The sequence below is a fragment of the Bradyrhizobium sp. 172 genome, from assembly GCF_023101065.1.
Lineage (GTDB): Bacteria > Pseudomonadota > Alphaproteobacteria > Rhizobiales > Xanthobacteraceae > Bradyrhizobium > Bradyrhizobium canariense_D.
In genome coordinates, this window is sequence record NZ_CP064701.1 from 6312081 (window position 1) to 6328135 (window position 16055).

Below are 16055 nucleotides of genomic sequence, written 5' to 3' on the forward strand. Positions count from 1 at the left end.
CTGTCGCGTCGAGCCGCAGCCTGTTACGGATCGACGTCACATCCCGCTCAGGCCGCTATCGACCGCGAGCGTTTGCGCGGTGACGTAGACGCTCTCGTCCGAGAGGAAGAACAGCACGGCATAGGCGATTTCCCAGGCGGTGGCCTGGCGGCCGAACGGGACGTGACCCTTGCCGCGCGAGGGGCGGCCGGCGCCGGCCTCGCGACCGTTCGGCGTGTCGACGAGACCGGGATAGACGAGGTTGGCGCGGATGCCGCGGCGCGATCCGAGATGGGCGATGTTGCGCATGAGGCCGCCGAGCGCGGCTTTCGAGGAATCATACACCGCCATCTGCGAGCCGGCCTTCAGAGCGGCGATGGAGGAGATGAAGACGATCGATCCGCCGTTGCCGAATTTCGGCAGGCCCGCGCGGCAGCACAGCATCGGACCGCGAACGTTGACGTCGTAGATCGCATTCCACTCCTCGGGGCTGACGGCGTCGAGGCCGACCTTGCCGAAGGTGCCGATGTTGAGGACCATGCCGTCGAGCCCGCCCATGGCGCGATGTGCTTCCTCGATCATGCGCTGGACGTCGGATTCAGAGGTGACATCGGCCGTGATGGCAAAGCCCTCGCCGCCTTCGTCGGTGATGTGCTTGACGGTCTGCTGCGCGGAGGTGTGGTTGAGATCGGCGACCGCGACCTTCGCGCCCTCGCGCGCGCAAAGAATGCTCATGGCGCGGCCGTTGCCGATCGGATCGGTGGCGGCGTCGAACACACGCTGGCCACCGCCGACGATCAGGATGCGACGCCCCTCAAGGCGTCCCCTGCCCGGCGCTTCGCCCAGCGATTCCGCACTCGGCGCGCGAACATAGCGCTCCAGCCTGGTCTCGGAATTCTCACGCATGCGCGCCGCCTATCTCTTGCCGCTGTCGTAGACCTTCATGCCGGCTGCCGGGTCGAGATCGGTCTCGGTCGCCTCGGTGACACGCGCCATCATCATGTAGAAGCCGAGCGCGACAATGGATTCGACGATCTCCTGGTCGCTGAAATGCGCGCGCATGGCGGCGAAGATCTGCTCGGGAACGCGAACGTGCTCGACCACTTCGCGGCCGAATTTCAGCAGCGCGCGCTCGGCCTCGCTCAAACCGGCAGCATCGTAATCGGCGCGCTCGACCGCATCGATCTGTGCTTGCGTGCAGCCGACACCAAGCGCGATCGGCACGTGCTGGCGCCATTCATAGGCACCGCCTTCGAGCTGGGCGGCCTAAAGGATCAGGAGCTCGCGATGGACCGCACTGAGCTTCTGCTTGTGCAGGATCGAATTGCCGAGCCGCATCGCCGGGATCATGTTGGCCTCGGCATGGGCCATCATGCGGAAAATATTCAGCTTGACCGGCATGCGGTCGAACGAGGCGCGGATGTCGCCGCTCGTCGTCTCCGGATCAATCAGGGGCAGCCTTGCCACGAGTCTCTCCCTTGGCTTTTCGTTTCTTATTGTCCTGTGTCCCGCCATCCGCCGCGATCAGCGACAGGAAGAAGGTGAGATAGCTGTCGATCGCCTCGATCACCTTCGGCCGCGGCGACGGTGCCGCGCCCATCACGTAATGCTCGAGACGGATGTAGATCAGCCCGGCCGCGAACAGCCGCGCGGTCTCGCGTGGGTCCGGCGTCGAGACGAGACCGGCGAGCGCAAAGCCGCGGAAATAATCCGTCATCATGCTCTGCTCGCGCGCATAGAAATGATCGGCGAATTTGGCGCGGATGCCGGGCACGCGGTTGCGCTCGGCGGTGATCACTTTCTGGAACTGGTGCTCGCGCGGATCGGACCATTGCTCGACGAGATCCAGTGCAAACTGGCGGCAGAACGCGGCGGGCTGGCGCGCGAGCTGCTTGTAGCGCGGCTCTTCCAGCCGGCTCGCCGAGCTGGCCGGGCCGTGCTCGCTGACGATCGCCTCGAGGATCGCGGCCTTGCCGGCGAAGTGATTGTAGAGGCTGCTCTCGCGAATGCCGACGCGACGCGCGAGCTCGCGCATCGAGGCGCCGCCATAGCCGCTCTGCGCGAACAGATCGAGCGCCTCGGCGAGAATGCGCGCGCGGGTCGTGGGCGCAGCCGCTTCCGCCGCGCTGGTGGTGTGGATAGCCATGCGGGCTTGACTAACGAACGATCGTTCGCTAGTCAACCGCCGGCACGATCGCTCGTTCGGTCTTGCGCTTCAACTCCGCTCTCAAAAGAAGCGGAGAGCAATCTGGGGAGATCAGGTCATGGCGCGCTTCGTCCATTTTCGTCTGCTGCGCGCCGCAACTTTGTCATTGGTCATAACGTTTTCGGCAATGCTGCCTGCGCGGGCCGAGGATCCGGCCGCCTATCCCACGCACAAGATCAGGATGCTGCTGCCTTATGCGGCCGGTGGCGGCGGCGACGTGATCGGACGACTGCTCGGCGACAGGATGGGCAAGACGCTCGGACAGAGCGTCTATATCGAGAACCACACCGGGGCTGCCGGCACGCTCGGCACCCAGATGGTCGCGGCGTCGGCGAATGACGGCTACACCATCACCGTAGGCGGCATGACCACGCATGTGCTGGCGCCGGCGATCTATCCGAAACTGCCTTACGATTCGATCAAGGATTTCACCACGATCGGGCGCATCGGCACGTCCTCGATCATGCTGGTGGCGACCAAGGATTTTGCCGCCAACGACATCAAGGGCCTGATCGCGCTGGCCAGGAAGGGCGAGCCGATCCAGTACGGAAGCTGGGGCGTCGGCTCGACCGGACAGTTCTGCGCGGAAATCCTGATGCAGCAGACCGGAATCAAGATGGACCACGTGCCGTTCAACGGCATCGCCAAACTGGCCGGCGATCTGCTCGGCGGCCACATCTCGCTGGCGAGACTCGACATGGCGACCGCGACGCCGCTGGTGAAGGACGGCTCGATCAAGGCGCTGGCCGCCTGCGGCGAACGCTCGCCGAGCCTGCCGGATGTCGCAAGCTACAAGGAACAAGGCGTGCCGTTCGACCGCAGCCTGTCCTGGGCGATGTATGCGCCTGCGGGGCTTGCCGAACCGATCGCAAGAAAGCTGTCCGCGGCGCTGAAGGACGCGCTCGCCGATGCCGACGTGAAGGAGAAGCTGCTGGGGCTTGGCATCACGCCGCAATTCGTGCCGGGCGACGAGCAGCGTGACATCAACGCCAGCGACATCGCGGCCTGGAAGCAGGTTGCCAAGGACGCGGGCATTGAACTGAAGTGATCAAGCTGACAAGAGGAGCGCGGGCATGAGCCGCATCTTCGGCGCGGTACGCCAGAACGGTTATGTGGTGCGGGACATCCACTCCGCGATGAAGCACTGGATCGAGGTGATGGGCGTCGGTCCCTGGTACTACATGGACCGCGTCAAGACCGACTGGTTTTGCCATCGCGGCGAAAACTCCGCCCTCGAGATGAGCATCGCGCTGGCCAATTCCGGCGACCTCCAGATCGAGCTGATCCAGCAGCGCAACGACGCGCCCTCGCTATATAGGGAATTCCTCGAGTCCGGCCACGAAGGCCTCCAGCACATGTCCTACTGGAGCCACGACTACCAGGCGCTCTACGACAGGGCGCTCGGGCTCGGCTACAGGATCGGCCACGAGGGCCAGATCGGCGGCGACAGAGGACGCTTTGCCTATTTCGACACCCAGGCCCATCCAGGCACCGTGATCGAGATCTCCGACATCAGCGGCACCAAGGGGCCGTTCTTCGAGAAGGTCCGGCAGGCGGCGGCCAACTGGGACGGCACGCGGCCGATCCGCGAGGTCGGCGCAAGCCGATGACGCCGGCGGCCAGCAAGGCGATGCAGGCATCGGCCGGATTCACCGCGCTACTGGCGCGGTAGACGGCAATCCATGGTAACGTGAGCCTCGTCTCCGAACTTCAGCGAGGCAAGCATGTCCAACACCGACAAGGTTTTCGCCGGCTCGATCCCGAAGCTTTACGACGAATATCTGGTGCCGATGATCTTCGCCGTTTACGCCGACGACATCGCAAGACGTGTCGCGGCCCGGTCTCCCTCCGTGCTGCTCGAGATCGCGGCAGGCACCGGCGCCGTGACGCGCGCGGTGGCGGCGGCGCTGCCGCGCGGCGTTCGTTATGTCGCGACCGACCTCAACGAGCCGATGCTGGCTGTCGCGGCGCAGCGTCAGGCAGACGACGATCGCATCTCGTGGCGCCAGGCCGACGCATCGGCCCTGCCCTTCGACGATGCAGCCTTCGACGTGGTCTGCTGCCAGTTCGGCGCCATGTTCTTTCCGGACCGCGTGAAGGCCTACGGGGAAGTGAAGCGCGTCCTCAACGGCAATGGCACGTTCGTGTTCAACGTCTGGGATCGCATCGAGGACAATGTGCTGACGCATGAAGCGACCGTCGCGCTCGAAAAGCTGTTTCCCGACGACCCGCCTCGTTTCATGGCCCGGACGCCGCACGGCTATCACGACAAGGCCGTCATCAGAACCGACCTCGAACGCGCAGGCTTCCGTGACATATCGATCGAAACGCGAGCTGAAATAAGCCGGGCCCCGTCGCCCGAGCACGTCGCGATCGCGCTCTGCCAGGGCACGCCGCTGCGCAGCGAGATCGAGGCACGCGATGCCAGCAAGCTTCAGGCTGCGACCGACATCGTTGCCGAGGCGATCCGAACGCGCCATGGGTCCGGACCGATCGAAGGCAAGATCCAGGCTATCGTCATCGAGGCGCGGCGATAGTGGCGAGCTTCGATCCGCCCGCTCCTACCAGAAGCCCCGCTGCATCGGCTGTGCCGGCTGATAATATTGATACTGGCCGCGCCGGCGCGGATTGACGGGCTGCGGATTCGGATCGCGCTGGAAGAAGAAGCCGAAACCGTTGCCGCCATTGTCCCAGCCGTCATCGCTCGCCATGGCCATCGGAGGCGCGGTCGGCTTGCGCGTGATGAAACCGCCCTGGGGCTGGTTGCTCAGCACTGCGACGAACTCGGTGCGGTAGTTGGTCTCGCTGCTCAGCGGCTCGTCCGAGATGATGATCGAGGAGCGCGGCAACGCGGTCGGCGCGATGCGATCGAGCACCTCCTGTGGGATGGTGATGCGGTCGAGTGCGTTCCTGGCGTTGTCGCTGTCTTCGATCGTGACCACGCTCCAGCGCAGGCCTGTGTCGGTCTTCGCCATCGCGGTGAAGATATGCGTGCCGAGCGGCTGATCCGGATTGCGGATCGCGACGGGAACCTCGATGCTGGTGTCGAACACCTCGCCGCCGCCGTCCGGTGCCGGCTTGTGCGTGTTCCGCCGCACGTAGAGCTTCTGCGTCGCGCGGCTGATGTAGACCGAGACCGGCTCGAGTGCGAGCTTTGCGTCGGTCGCGGCCTTCACGGCATCGGCCTTCCTGGCCGCTGCCGCCTTGGCGGCCTCTTTCGTGGCAGCCACCGCGTCGCGCTTCGGTTGTGCGGCGCTCTTGGCGGCATCGAGCTGCGTCGCCGCGTCGGCGGCCTTGGTGGCGGCCTTCTGCTTCAGCTCCTCGGCCTTGGCGCGGGCCTGATCGGTCTTGGCGGCCGCGAGCTGCCTGTCGGCGAAGGCGAGCTCGGCGTCGGCGCGGGTCTTCTGCTGTTCCAGCTTGCGCAACGAGGCCGGCAGCGATGCCGCCTCTTTCGCGGCCGCCGTCGCGGCCTTCTTGGCCTCGTCGGCCGCCCTTGTGGCCTCCTCGGCCTCGCCGGAGAGCCTGCCAATTTGGCCCGGCGCCGCCGCAATGGCGTCCCGCTTCGGCATGAACAGTGCGGGATGAACGATGTCGATCGGAGCCGCGTCGTTCGGCGAGATGATCACCCGCATCCCGATGTTGGTCTTGTCGAACAGGCCCTCCGCAAAGCCGAACGGCATCCGCACGCAGCCATGCGAAGCGGCGTAGCCGGGCAGCGGCCCGCCATGCAGCGCGATGCCGTTCCAGGTGATGCGCTGCATGTTCGGCATCCAGGCGTCGTCATACATGGTCGAGTGGTGGTCCTTGTCCTTCTCGATGATGGCGAAGACGCCGGCCGGCGTCTCGCGTCCCGTCGTGCCGGTGGACACCGGCGCGCGAAAAATCCAGCCCTCGGCGTCGTAGAAGGTGACCTGCTGGCTCTTGATCGACACGATCGCCATGATCGGTTCGCCAGCCTCGCGCGGTGCCACCGCCTCGGCCGGCTGACGCGCCTGCTTGGCCGCATTGGCCGGAGCCACGGCCGCAAAGGCGAGCATTGCAGCCAGGGTCACAATTCCGGGGGGCCCCCAACGCCGCATCGCCACGGTGGATTGCGCCGTTGTCATCAGGTTTCTCATGCCATCCTCGGTCGAAATGCCAGTCCGCCGGTCATTGATCAGATTGCGATCTTTGAATTAAGAAATCGCCGCCGCCTTACGTTCCGTCTGTGGCGACATTCGGCACGTTCCGGCGATAAATCTCATATACGACGGTTAACGCAGGCGGAAGGGCGCCGCGCGGCCGAAGCTGGCGGTCTATCGCTGCGACAGAATGACCGGGGATCGGTGACACGGCTGCCAGCGCCCGGCGTCGGACGGCGAAGCCACGTTGAACGGCCGCTAGACGCCCATCGCGTTCCGATCGCGCGAATTCACGCCGGTCGGCGGCCGCGCGGGGCGGCGTAAAGCTAAGCCACTGGAGTCAAGGCTGCCTTTTCAAACAAGGCTGCCTTGCCAAACAAGGCTGCCTCTCCAAAGGAGACGAGCCGCTGCCGTTCCTCGTCCCACAAGGTCAGCCGCACGGTCCGCAAACTCTGGAGCAGCGTGATCCGCCCGACACCAGCGAACTGCGGATGGTCGCGCAATACGTCCTGCAAGCGATAGCAGGGAATTCGACTGGACAAATGATGGATGTGGTGGACGCCGATATTTGCCGTGAACCATCGCAAGACACCCGGCAATTGGTAGTGAGAGCTGCCGTGCAGCGCGGCGTCGTGAAAGTTCCAGGTCTCGTCGTGGGCCCAATGCGTGTGCTCGAACTGGTGCTGGACGTAGAACAGCCACACACCGATAGACGCCGCCAGGACAACGATCGGCAGATGCACAAGCAGCAACGGCCCATAGCCGACCAGCCAGATCATCGTGACGGCGAGAACCGCGAGGGCGATGTTCGTGCCCATCGTGCTCAGCCAGGGTTTCCAGCCGCGACGCATCATCCCGACCGGCAATCGGTGCTTCAAGATGAACAAATACGAGGGACCGGCGCCAAACATCACGAGGGGATGTCGATACAAGCGATACAGCGTCCGGCGCCATCGCGACCGCCCGAGAAATTCGCGCGTGGTCAACGTATCGATGTCGCCCAAGCCCCTGTGGTCGAGATTGCCGGAATTCGCGTGATGGCCCGCATGGTTATGCCGCCAGTAGCCGTATGGCGTCAGTGTCATCACGCCGATGGCACGGCCGACCCAATCGTTGGCAACGCGGCCGCGGAAGAACGAGCCGTGTCCGCAATCGTGTTGGATCATGAAGAGGCGGACCAGCAAACCCGCCGCGGGCACCTCGAGCAGGAGGGCAAACCAATAGCCCTGGTCAAGAGCGACCCAGATCAGAGCCCAGATGACGACGAACGGGATCGCCGTGATCGCCAGTTCGAGGACACCCCGCGTATTGTCAGGCTCGCGATAGCGGGCAAGCAACTGCGCCGATGCGCGGATTTCCGGCGTTCCTTGGGTCATATCTGCTCTGCTCCCGACATGCCGCCCAAGAAGCACAGTTATGGCCACGGACGCAACAAAATCGCCCTCCGCCCTAGACCCGGGCGGCTGTGCGCTTCCGGTCGGAACCGAGCCATCGCCAGGCCAGGCGGCGCTTTCAGAGCTTCAGACGCTGAGGCCGAGCCTCGTCAGGCATCGCGGCTTAAACGCCCAGCGCCTTGCGGTTGAAGGTTCGCAGGAAACGCAGCGACAGCGTCCGGACGTTTGCGATGTTCAGCAACCACGCGGCAGCGGCATAAGCGAGCCCGCCGGCGAGGCTCACGAGCATGAGCGGGACGAGGCCGATGCCATTGACCTGGGATCGTGCCACGAGGATCGCAGCCGCCATCGCCGCGGCGGAGACCGCAACGCCGGCGAGGCGGTGGAGGTCGAACGGGACCGGATGGGCGCGATGCATCAGCACGACGGCAACGAGGAAACCGATCGCTTCGGTTGCAAGGGTCGCCAGCGCCGCGCCGTAGAGACCATGGCCGGCCACCAGCACGAACATCAACGCCACGCTGACGACCAGCGTCAGGAACGACTGCGCCGCCAGCATGAACGGTCGCTCGGCAAGCTGGAAGCTGATCTGCACATAGAACTGATTGGCGATGCCGAACAAGCGCGCGAGCACCAGGGTCGGCAGCAATACCGACACGCCGGCGCGGAAGTCGACGCCGACGAGCGTGCCGGCGACCTGGTCGGCTACGAGCGCGAGCCAGACCGCGACGGGCGCAACTACGACGAGCAGAAGTTCGAGGCTCTCGGTCAGCCGCTCCCGCGTCGTCTCGATGTTCTTGTCCGACAATGACCGGAACACCAACGGCACGGTCGCCGCGGCGACGCTGGAGGCGATCATGACCATGAACTGTCGCGGCAGATCGGCGGCGACGCCAAAGATTCCGGCGGCGTCCTTGCCGAGCAAATAAGCCACGATGAGGCGGTCGCAGGCCGAGTAGACCGCAACCGACAATCCGGCCAGCGTCAGCGGCAGGCCGTAGCGCGCGAGCTGCACGAACTGGCTGCGCTGAAAGCGCGCGATCCTGGTGCGGTCACCGAGAAGGTTCAGGATGATCCCGGCGAGCGAACCCAGGCCGAATGCGGCGAGCAGTCCCAGTCCACCCCAGCCGAGCCAGATGCCGAGCAGGCCGAAACCGACGCTCGACACGCTGCGCACGATCGAGATCGCCGCGAACCTGTAAGGGCGCAGTTTTGCGCGCTCGAACTCCTGGCCGACATCGACGGCATTCGCCATGATCGCGACGAACATGCTGGCAAGCAGCAGCCCAACGCTGAGATCATTGCGGAACAGGAAAACCAGCGGCGTGGTGGCGCAGAGGACGGCAACGGTGAGCGCGAAGGCGACAATCGCTGTGCCGCGAAAATCGACCTCGGCCGACATCGCCTGATAGCGCGACACCGACAGCTTGATCCAGGCGAAGAAGATTGCGCCTAGAATGCCAGCCAGGCTGATGCCGACGACATAAACGCCGTACTCCGCCGGCGTCAGCAGCCGCGTGTAGGCCGTGACGGCAAAGAAGCCCACCGCCGCAGGCAGGATGTAGGCGACGAGATAAATCGAGAAATGGCGGTTCAGCATGCGAGCACGGGACCGGCAACGTTGTTGCGAGTGTGACGGCCGTTCATCAATTGGACCATGGCGGGGCCAACGAATTGCGCCGCAACATCTCTCAAGAGTGTCACATAAGTCTGGAGATCGGGCGGCGAATCCGGTTTTGAAGCCGCTTTCGCGGGTTAGCGTTAAATTTGCCCTTCCCTGACGGCGCCACGGCCACCGAAAGGAACCGTGATTCGCACTGGCAAAGTTAACCCAACGAGGGAAATCCCCGGCGTTGCAAGGCGTCGCTTGGTACGGTGGCGCGTTGGCTCCGATAAGGAATGCCGTGACCAGGCTCGACAGACGCGAATTTCTCCTCGGCAGCGCCGCAGCACTCGCGGCAGCCGCATCGGCGTCCGCAGCGCCGGCGTCGAAACTCGCCCAGCGCTATCAGGGATTTGGTGCCGCGGCCACGCTCTGGGATCTGCAAGCGGATCCCAGGCTCGGCGAAGCCATCAGCACCTACTGCACACAAGTCGTGCCGGTGCTCGAGCTGAAATGGCCGATGCTGCGTCCGGACGCGCACACCTTTGCCTTCGAACGCGCCGACGCGATCCTGGATTTCGCCCGGCAGAACGACCTGACGATGCGCGGCCACGCGCTCGCCTGGTATCACGACATTCCGGACTGGACCAAGCAGATCAAGGATACCAAGGGCGTCGAGCGCGCTTATGTCGACCACATCGGCACCGTCGTCTCCTATTACAAGGACAAGCTGACGTCGTGGGACGTAGTCAACGAGCCGATCCCGGACAATCCGCACAGCCCGAAAGACCGACGCGAGTCGTTCTGGACGCAGCATCTGGGCAACCGCTGGATTCCGCTGGCGTTCCGCACGGCGGCCGCGGCCGATCCCTTCGTCAAGCTCGCGATCAACGAATACGACATCGAGTCGGCCAAGGACACGTTCGTCGCGAAGCGCGCTGCCTACCGCCATCTCATCATGGAGCTGCTCGACCAGGGCGTGCCGTTGCACGCCGTGGGACTGCAAGCGCATCTGCATGCCGAGCTCGAGATCGACACCCATGGGCTTGCCGAATTCGTCACCGAGCTGCGCGCCTGGGGCCTCGAGGTGCTCGTCACCGAGCTCGATGTCGACGACCAGAAGCTGACGGGGACGCCGGCGGAGCGCGATGCCATCGTCGCCAAGCGCGTCGATGATCTCTTGACCGCGATCTCGACCAGCGGACCGGTGCGCTCGATCCTGACCTGGGGCCTCTCGGACCGCTACAGCTGGATCAACGGCACCTTTGCCCGCGCCGACAAGCAGCCGAACCGTCCTTTGCCGCTCGACGGCGAGTTCAAGCCGAAGCCGTTCATGAACGTGATCAGCAAGTTCACGAGAGACGTGTAAGGTCTAGCGAGCTTTCGGCACTTCGAACTGAGCCTCGTCGCCCATGTGCTCGGGCGAAAGACTCGGACCGCGACGGTCGCGCGAGCTGAGGCGGAACACGTCGCGGATGTCGTCGATCGAGGTCGACGAATAGGACTGGATGCACAGCGCGACCTGGTCGGGCGAAGCGGCGCGCATCATCGCTTCGATGGCGGGACGGTCGAGGCGGGTGTCGTCCCAATGCGAGACCGCGATGCTGTCCTCGGTGACCCGATGAGTGGCCAGATGCGCGGGCGCGTTCGCGACGAAATGGCCGTACATGAGATATTCCGAGAACTTCTTCTTCCGGCACAGTGCCAGAACCCAGTTCAATCCCGTTGCCGACTTGATCGAATCGGTCATCGCGCGCGCGGTGTCCTTGTCCCAGACCAGCGCGTTGCCGACATAGTCGTCCGCGGGGAAGGACCGGTCCTTGATGCCAAGGAGCTGATCGACGGTGCGGAGCCACAGGACATGCAAGGGGTGGGCGGCGTCGATCCCGTTGCGCGTGACGAACAGCGGGGTCTTCTCGGCGCCGGCATACTCACCGACGTCGAATTCGCGGAAGAACAGATTGTCCGAATCCAGGATGCAAACGCGCTGCTCTGGCGCGTTGAGGACGCCGGCGATCTTGAGGATCTGCTGAATGTGCCAGCCATGAACAGGTGACGACAGCAGCGACAGCCAGACGCGCCGTTTGCTGATGAACTGCAGAGCCGGCGGCAACGCCCACAGCCATTTCGGCAAATAGCGCGAGGCCGGAACGATGACGCGTTTGTCGGAAGCGAACCGCGCGAACAGCGGCAGATCCTCATCGTTAACGAGAACATAATGCCGTGTGTAGCCCGTCAACCAGATGTCGATGCTCTCGCTGAGCAGCGAAAAGCGCTCGATATCCTTGGCGTAGCTGGCGGTCAGCAGGGCAACGGAATGCATGGCGCGCGCTCGTATGGCGATCAGGCCGCAGTCATAGCGGCGCCGAGACGCGTTGGATACTTACATTCGCAATCAAGGTAAAATGAAACGAAGCATTAGCCATCCGACGGCAACCCCTGCGCGATGCCGCGAAAGCGCAGCGGCGCCAGCGCGGAGGCGCGCTGCCACCAGTCGGCGACGCGGTCGTCGAGCGCGGTCAGACCGCGGCCTTGGCCGGGAAATATCCGGATCTGCTGCACCGCCTCGGCTTCGAACCCCCTGCCCTTGCGGGTGATCTTGAGGGCGGCGCCTTCGCGGTCCCGCTGGGTCAGCGGCACCAGAAGCCGGCCGCGCGGACGAAGCGACCGAAGCCAGAGCGGATGCGGCTGCGAGAAGCCGGCATGAACGATGATCACGTCGGCGGGTTCGCCGATGTCCTCGCATCCGTCGCCATGGACGACCGCGACGTTGCGATAGGCGCCAAGATAGGTTGCGGCGCGCGCCGCAAGCCGCTCGTCGCATTCGATTGCCTGCACCCTGCCCTTGGGCCCCACGATCTTCGACAGCACGGCTGAGAAATAGCCGAGCCCGCAGCCGATCTGGACCACACGGTCTTTTTCCCCGACGTCGAGCAAATCGATGAAATGCGCCCACAGGCTCGGAAGTCCGGTATCAAGCTTGCGGCGCGCATCGATCGCGACCAGCACATTGTCCTGGAGATGAACGGGATCAGCATCCGGCGTCAGCCGATAGTTGCGCGCCGCCTCGGTCTTGATGCGCCACGGCCCCTTCGCCAGAAACTTTTCGCGCGGAACAGTGCCGAGGGCTTCGAGCAGGCGCGTTGAAGAGATCCGCTCGCGTTTTGAGATCAGCTCCACGTAACGCGCACGCGCGGCGGCAAGATCGCTCATCTCACGGAATCGGCCTGTTTACGAACAAGCGCGTCCACGCCGAGCTCGTCGATCAGTTGCATCGCCTGTTTCAGGTCCGGCGTGGAAAAGCCCTCGCTGAACTTGGCCACAATCGGTACGAGCAGGAGACGAGCGTGCTCGCGCTTGCCGGCTTGGTGCGACAGGCGCGCGAGGCTGACGGCGGTGCGAAGCTCCCAGGACAGAGCGCCCTGCTTACGCGCGATCTCCAGCGACAGGTTGAACAGGTCCTCGGCCTCCTGCACCGAGGCCGGATTCTCATCCGACAGGGTGATCTCGCCTTGCAGGCGGTAGACTTCGGCGAGGTAGGAGTGGTCGCCGGTCCGTCTTGCGGTCGCGAGCGCACCGTCCAGCGCGCGCAAGGCGGCATCGCGCATTCCGACCTTGGCGTAGGCCTCCGCGAGCAGGCAGCGGAACCAGCAGCCGGCGAGCCAGGAATCCATCGCTTCGTATTCGTCGAGGCCGAACCGCATCTGGCTGAGGCCTTCGTCGGCCTCGCCGAGCTGCGCCAGCGCCCAGCCGCGCAGGATCGCCGCCTGCTGCTTCCAGTGCAGGAAATTGTGCTCCGTGGCGATGATCATGGCGCGGTTGGCATGGTCGCGCGTGCCCTCAACATCGCGCAAATGCTGGCAGAGATAGGCGCCGAACACGAGCGCGAAGGCGAGCGTGAATGGGTGGCGGATCTTCTCGGCGTTCGCGATCGCCTGTTCGCTGTGCTGGCGCGCCGCGTCGGGCCGGCCGAGGAACCACAGGAGGTAGCCGAGATAGGACAGCGAGACGACACCGGGATCGGTGCCGTGCCGCTCCATCAGATCGGAGTGCAGGTCGGGGCTGTAGAGGTTGATGCAGCGGTGCAGATGATGCTGGGACGCGGCAAAGCGCCCGCGATAGAGCATAGTCATCGCGATCGAGCGATGCGCCTCGATCAGATAGCCGGTCTGCTGCGCCGGTTGCGTCCCCTCGTTCAGCCGCTCGCGCTTGGCGAACTTCAACAGCTCGACGCTGAGATCGTGCGCGCGGGTCAGATCGGCGCGGATGAAATGACAGACCCAGAGCCCGCGCGTGGCGGCGAAGGCCTTTTCGTCGTCGTCGAGCTGCTGGCCGAGTTCGAGGGCGCGGACGTAGTTCTCCTCGACCTCCTGCACGGCATAGCCCTTGGCGGCGATCAGCGCGTTGCCGAGCGCGATGCGCAATTCGAGCTCCATCTCATCGGCGCCCTGCATGCGCGCATTGGCCTGCACGACGCCGAGGCCGCGGCCCAGATGCCCGATCGCCTCTAGATTGGCGCCACTCTTGGCCGCCTGCTTACCGGCCTTAAGCCAGAAGCTGGCGGCGCTCTCGCTCTGGCCGGATTCGGTCATATGATGGGCGAGCAGTTCCGGTTCGCGCTCGGTCTTCTCGGGATACATCTCGGCCAGCACCTGGGCGATCCGGGAATGCAGCTTGCGCCGCTCGCTGTGCAGCAAGCTCGCATGCGCGGCGTTCTGAATCATCACGTGCTTGAAGGAGTAGAGCGCGTCGGGCGGATGGCCGCGGCGCATGATCAGTCCGGCCTCCTCCAAATGATTGAGCGCGGCCTCGATCTGTTCGGCGGGTGTGTTGGCGACCGCGTGCAGAGTCTCGTAGGAGAATTCGCGGCCGATGGTGGCACCGATTTGCGCGATCCGCTTGAACGGCCCCATCCGGTCCAGCCGCGCCATCAGCGAGTCCGTCAGCGTCGCCGGGATCGCAAGCTGCCGCCACGGACCCGACAGCACGTAGCGCCCGTGCCGTTCGGTCAGGAGGTTGGATTCGAGAACCGTCTTGGTCAGCTCCTCCAGGAACAGCGGCACGCCGTCGGTCTTGACGATGATCTCCTCGATGACCTCCTTGGGAAGCTCGCGTCCCGCCACGCGCTCGACCAGCGTCGCGCGCAACTGCCGGCTCAACCGGTTCAGCACCAGGGTCGTGATATGCGAATGGGCGTTCCAGCTCGGCTGGAATTCGGTGCGCGCGGTGATGATGACCAGGATTGCCCGGTTCTGTGCCCGGTCGACCAGGAGATCGATCACCTCACGGGACGTCGGGTCGATCCAGTGCAGATCTTCGAATGCGATCACCAGCGGCTGCTCGCGCGCAAGGCCGAGGAAATGATTGACCAGCGCCGCGACGGTCGCATCCTTTTGCTGCTGCGGCGACAGCTCGAGCGGCGGATAGCGGTCGCCGGTCGGAATGGACAACAGCACGGCAAACAGCGGCGCAACCTGCTCGATGTCGCCATGAGCGGCGGCGATCGCGGTCTCCAGGCTCGCCAGCGACTGAACGGACGCATCCTCGCGATCGAGACCGAGAGAGAATTTGAGCTGCTCGGCGAACGGATAGAACGCCGTGGAGGTGTAATAGGGCGAGCACTGGAACGAGACCTGTCCATGGCGATCGCCCGCGATCCGGTCGAAGATCTCCTGGATGATGCGCGACTTGCCGATGCCGGGCTCGCCGAACTTGACCACGACCTGGCCCTCGCCCTCCTTGGCCTGCTGCCAGCGCCCCATCAGCAGCGCAATCTCCTCCTCCCGGTTGACGAGCGGGGTCAGCCGCGTGCCCATGGCGGCGGCGAAGCGGGTCTCCACCCGCGAGGCGCGCATCACGTGCCAGGCCTGGGCTTTCTCCGAGATTCCCTTGAGCACGTGGACGCCGAGATCGCGGTAGTCGAACTTCCCCTTCAGCAGCGACTGGGTCGACGTGGAAATCACCACACCGTTGGGCGGCGCCAGGCCCTGCAGGCGCGCGGCGAGATTGACGGTTTCTCCGACCGCGGAGTCGCGCTCTTCGGTGCCCTGTCCGACGAGGTCGCCAACCACGACGAGACCGGTTGCGATGCCGATGCGGACGGCGGGTGAGTGGCTGAGCGCGCCACGCGGCTCGATCGCGCGAGCGGTCGACAGCACCCGGACGATTTCCAGCCCCGCACGCACGGCGCGCTCGGCGTCGTCCTCATGTGCGGTCGGATAGCCGAAATAGACCAAAATACCGTCTCCGACGAAGCGGGCAGCAAAACCTTCGTAATGCTTCACGACGCGGACACAGGTTTCGCGGAAGCTCGCGATCATGTCGCGCACGTCTTCCGGATCGAACTGCACCGAGAGCGAGGTGGAATCCACCATGTCGCAGAACATGGTGGTGAGCTGACGCCGCTCGGCGCCGACCTCCGTCCGGATTTGCGGGCGCGCCGTCGCGTCGGGCTTCTCCGCGGTTTCGGCCCGGAACAACGCGGTCATGGCGCGCTGGAGCCGCTTCCGATCGCCGAGCGGCAATCCGAGCTCGACCAGATCGGATTCGGTCAGGTCCGCCATGACGTCGAGATCGAGACGGTGCTGCGCGAAGAGATCGGTATAGTGGCTAAGACCGATACCCTCGAGCCAGCGCTTCAGCCCGCCTTCCGCTCCCGTGCCCGGCTCATTCTCCAGCATGGTGATTCCGCCCGACCAATCACTCCGTCGAAGGGCTTAGGGCCCCGCAACCACAGATTTTGGGGCCAAAAC

The 16055-nt window shown here is 64.7% G+C and carries 12 protein-coding genes and 1 pseudogene; 4 read left to right on the plus strand and 9 right to left on the minus strand.

The window, feature by feature from the left end:
* Nucleotides 1–36 precede the first annotated feature (36 nt).
* The 3 genes and pseudogenes from IVB07_RS30265 to IVB07_RS30275 all read right to left on the minus strand — a co-directional run bounded on the left by IVB07_RS30265 (nt 37) and on the right by IVB07_RS30275 (nt 2125).
* Nucleotides 37–885, minus strand: a complete 849-nt coding sequence (locus IVB07_RS30265; protein WP_018455669.1) for an SDR family oxidoreductase — start codon at nt 883–885, stop codon at nt 37–39.
* 9 nt (nt 886–894) lie between these two features.
* Nucleotides 895–1446 (minus strand): annotated as a pseudogene (locus IVB07_RS30270) (carboxymuconolactone decarboxylase family protein).
* A complete protein-coding gene (locus tag IVB07_RS30275; RefSeq protein ID WP_247766820.1) occupies nt 1424–2125 on the minus strand; it encodes a TetR/AcrR family transcriptional regulator in 702 nt (233 codons plus the stop codon). Before IVB07_RS30275 ends, IVB07_RS30270 begins: the two are co-directional and overlap by 23 nt.
* Nucleotides 2126–2243: 118 nt before the next feature.
* Here IVB07_RS30275 and IVB07_RS30280 point away from each other — a divergent pair, with 118 nt between their 5' ends.
* The 3 genes from IVB07_RS30280 to IVB07_RS30290 all read left to right on the plus strand — a co-directional run bounded on the left by IVB07_RS30280 (nt 2244) and on the right by IVB07_RS30290 (nt 4722).
* Nucleotides 2244–3233 carry a tripartite tricarboxylate transporter substrate binding protein gene (locus IVB07_RS30280; RefSeq protein ID WP_247363738.1) on the plus strand — a complete coding sequence of 330 codons (990 nt, stop codon included), beginning with the start codon at nt 2244–2246 and terminating at the stop codon, nt 3231–3233.
* Between the two features lie 25 nt (nt 3234–3258).
* Nucleotides 3259–3795: a VOC family protein gene (locus IVB07_RS30285; RefSeq protein ID WP_018455674.1), complete on the plus strand. Its 537-nt coding sequence runs from the start codon at nt 3259–3261 to the stop codon at nt 3793–3795.
* A 114-nt stretch (nt 3796–3909) separates the two neighbouring features.
* The gene (locus IVB07_RS30290; RefSeq protein WP_018455675.1) at nt 3910–4722 is read left to right on the plus strand and encodes a class I SAM-dependent methyltransferase; all 813 of its coding nucleotides are present in this window, start codon (nt 3910–3912) and stop codon (nt 4720–4722) included.
* A gap of 24 nt (nt 4723–4746) precedes the next feature.
* Here the strand turns inward: IVB07_RS30290 and IVB07_RS30295 are convergent, their stop codons facing one another.
* The 3 genes from IVB07_RS30295 to IVB07_RS30305 all read right to left on the minus strand — a co-directional run bounded on the left by IVB07_RS30295 (nt 4747) and on the right by IVB07_RS30305 (nt 9300).
* Entirely contained in the window at nt 4747–6303 is a 1557-nt protein-coding gene (locus IVB07_RS30295) for a L,D-transpeptidase (protein ID WP_026233000.1), read from the minus strand.
* Nucleotides 6304–6632: 329 nt separating this feature from the next.
* A complete protein-coding gene (locus tag IVB07_RS30300; RefSeq protein WP_018455677.1) occupies nt 6633–7682 on the minus strand; it encodes a fatty acid desaturase in 1050 nt (349 codons plus the stop codon).
* Nucleotides 7683–7863: 181 nt separating this feature from the next.
* Entirely contained in the window at nt 7864–9300 is a 1437-nt protein-coding gene (locus IVB07_RS30305) for an oligosaccharide flippase family protein (protein ID WP_247294652.1), read from the minus strand.
* Nucleotides 9301–9604: 304 nt separating this feature from the next.
* On the opposite strand from IVB07_RS30305, the gene IVB07_RS30310 reads away from it, so the two are divergent.
* Nucleotides 9605–10672 carry an endo-1,4-beta-xylanase gene (locus tag IVB07_RS30310; RefSeq protein WP_018455679.1) on the plus strand — a complete coding sequence of 356 codons (1068 nt, stop codon included), beginning with the start codon at nt 9605–9607 and terminating at the stop codon, nt 10670–10672.
* A gap of 3 nt (nt 10673–10675) precedes the next feature.
* Here IVB07_RS30310 and IVB07_RS30315 read toward each other — a convergent pair whose 3' ends face one another.
* From IVB07_RS30315 to IVB07_RS30325, 3 genes are all read right to left on the minus strand, one after another.
* Nucleotides 10676–11626, minus strand: a complete 951-nt coding sequence (locus IVB07_RS30315; protein WP_247294657.1) for a DUF6492 family protein — start codon at nt 11624–11626, stop codon at nt 10676–10678.
* A gap of 95 nt (nt 11627–11721) precedes the next feature.
* Complete coding sequence (locus IVB07_RS30320; protein WP_018455681.1) at nt 11722–12516, minus strand: rRNA adenine N-6-methyltransferase family protein; 795 nt, start codon at nt 12514–12516, stop codon at nt 11722–11724.
* Nucleotides 12513–15983 carry an AAA family ATPase gene (locus IVB07_RS30325; RefSeq protein WP_085350333.1) on the minus strand — a complete coding sequence of 1157 codons (3471 nt, stop codon included), beginning with the start codon at nt 15981–15983 and terminating at the stop codon, nt 12513–12515. Before IVB07_RS30325 ends, IVB07_RS30320 begins: the two co-directional genes overlap by 4 nt.
* Between the last annotated feature and the right edge of the window lie 72 nt (nt 15984–16055).

What these genes read in the sequence shown, in the direction of transcription:
- IVB07_RS30265 (WP_018455669.1), bottom strand. Translation starts at nt 885, where the DNA reads ATGCGTGAGAATTCCGAGACCAGGCTGGAGCGCTATGTTCGCGCGCCG.
- IVB07_RS30275 (WP_247766820.1), bottom strand. Translation starts at nt 2,125, where the DNA reads ATGGCTATCCACACCACCAGCGCGGCGGAAGCGGCTGCGCCCACGACC.
- IVB07_RS30280 (WP_247363738.1), top strand. Translation starts at nt 2,244, where the DNA reads ATGGCGCGCTTCGTCCATTTTCGTCTGCTGCGCGCCGCAACTTTGTCA.
- IVB07_RS30285 (WP_018455674.1), top strand. Translation starts at nt 3,259, where the DNA reads ATGAGCCGCATCTTCGGCGCGGTACGCCAGAACGGTTATGTGGTGCGG.
- IVB07_RS30290 (WP_018455675.1), top strand. Translation starts at nt 3,910, where the DNA reads ATGTCCAACACCGACAAGGTTTTCGCCGGCTCGATCCCGAAGCTTTAC.
- IVB07_RS30295 (WP_026233000.1), bottom strand. Translation starts at nt 6,303, where the DNA reads ATGAGAAACCTGATGACAACGGCGCAATCCACCGTGGCGATGCGGCGT.
- IVB07_RS30300 (WP_018455677.1), bottom strand. Translation starts at nt 7,682, where the DNA reads ATGACCCAAGGAACGCCGGAAATCCGCGCATCGGCGCAGTTGCTTGCC.
- IVB07_RS30305 (WP_247294652.1), bottom strand. Translation starts at nt 9,300, where the DNA reads ATGCTGAACCGCCATTTCTCGATTTATCTCGTCGCCTACATCCTGCCT.
- IVB07_RS30315 (WP_247294657.1), bottom strand. Translation starts at nt 11,626, where the DNA reads ATGCATTCCGTTGCCCTGCTGACCGCCAGCTACGCCAAGGATATCGAG.
- IVB07_RS30320 (WP_018455681.1), bottom strand. Translation starts at nt 12,516, where the DNA reads ATGAGCGATCTTGCCGCCGCGCGTGCGCGTTACGTGGAGCTGATCTCA.
- IVB07_RS30325 (WP_085350333.1), bottom strand. Translation starts at nt 15,983, where the DNA reads ATGCTGGAGAATGAGCCGGGCACGGGAGCGGAAGGCGGGCTGAAGCGC.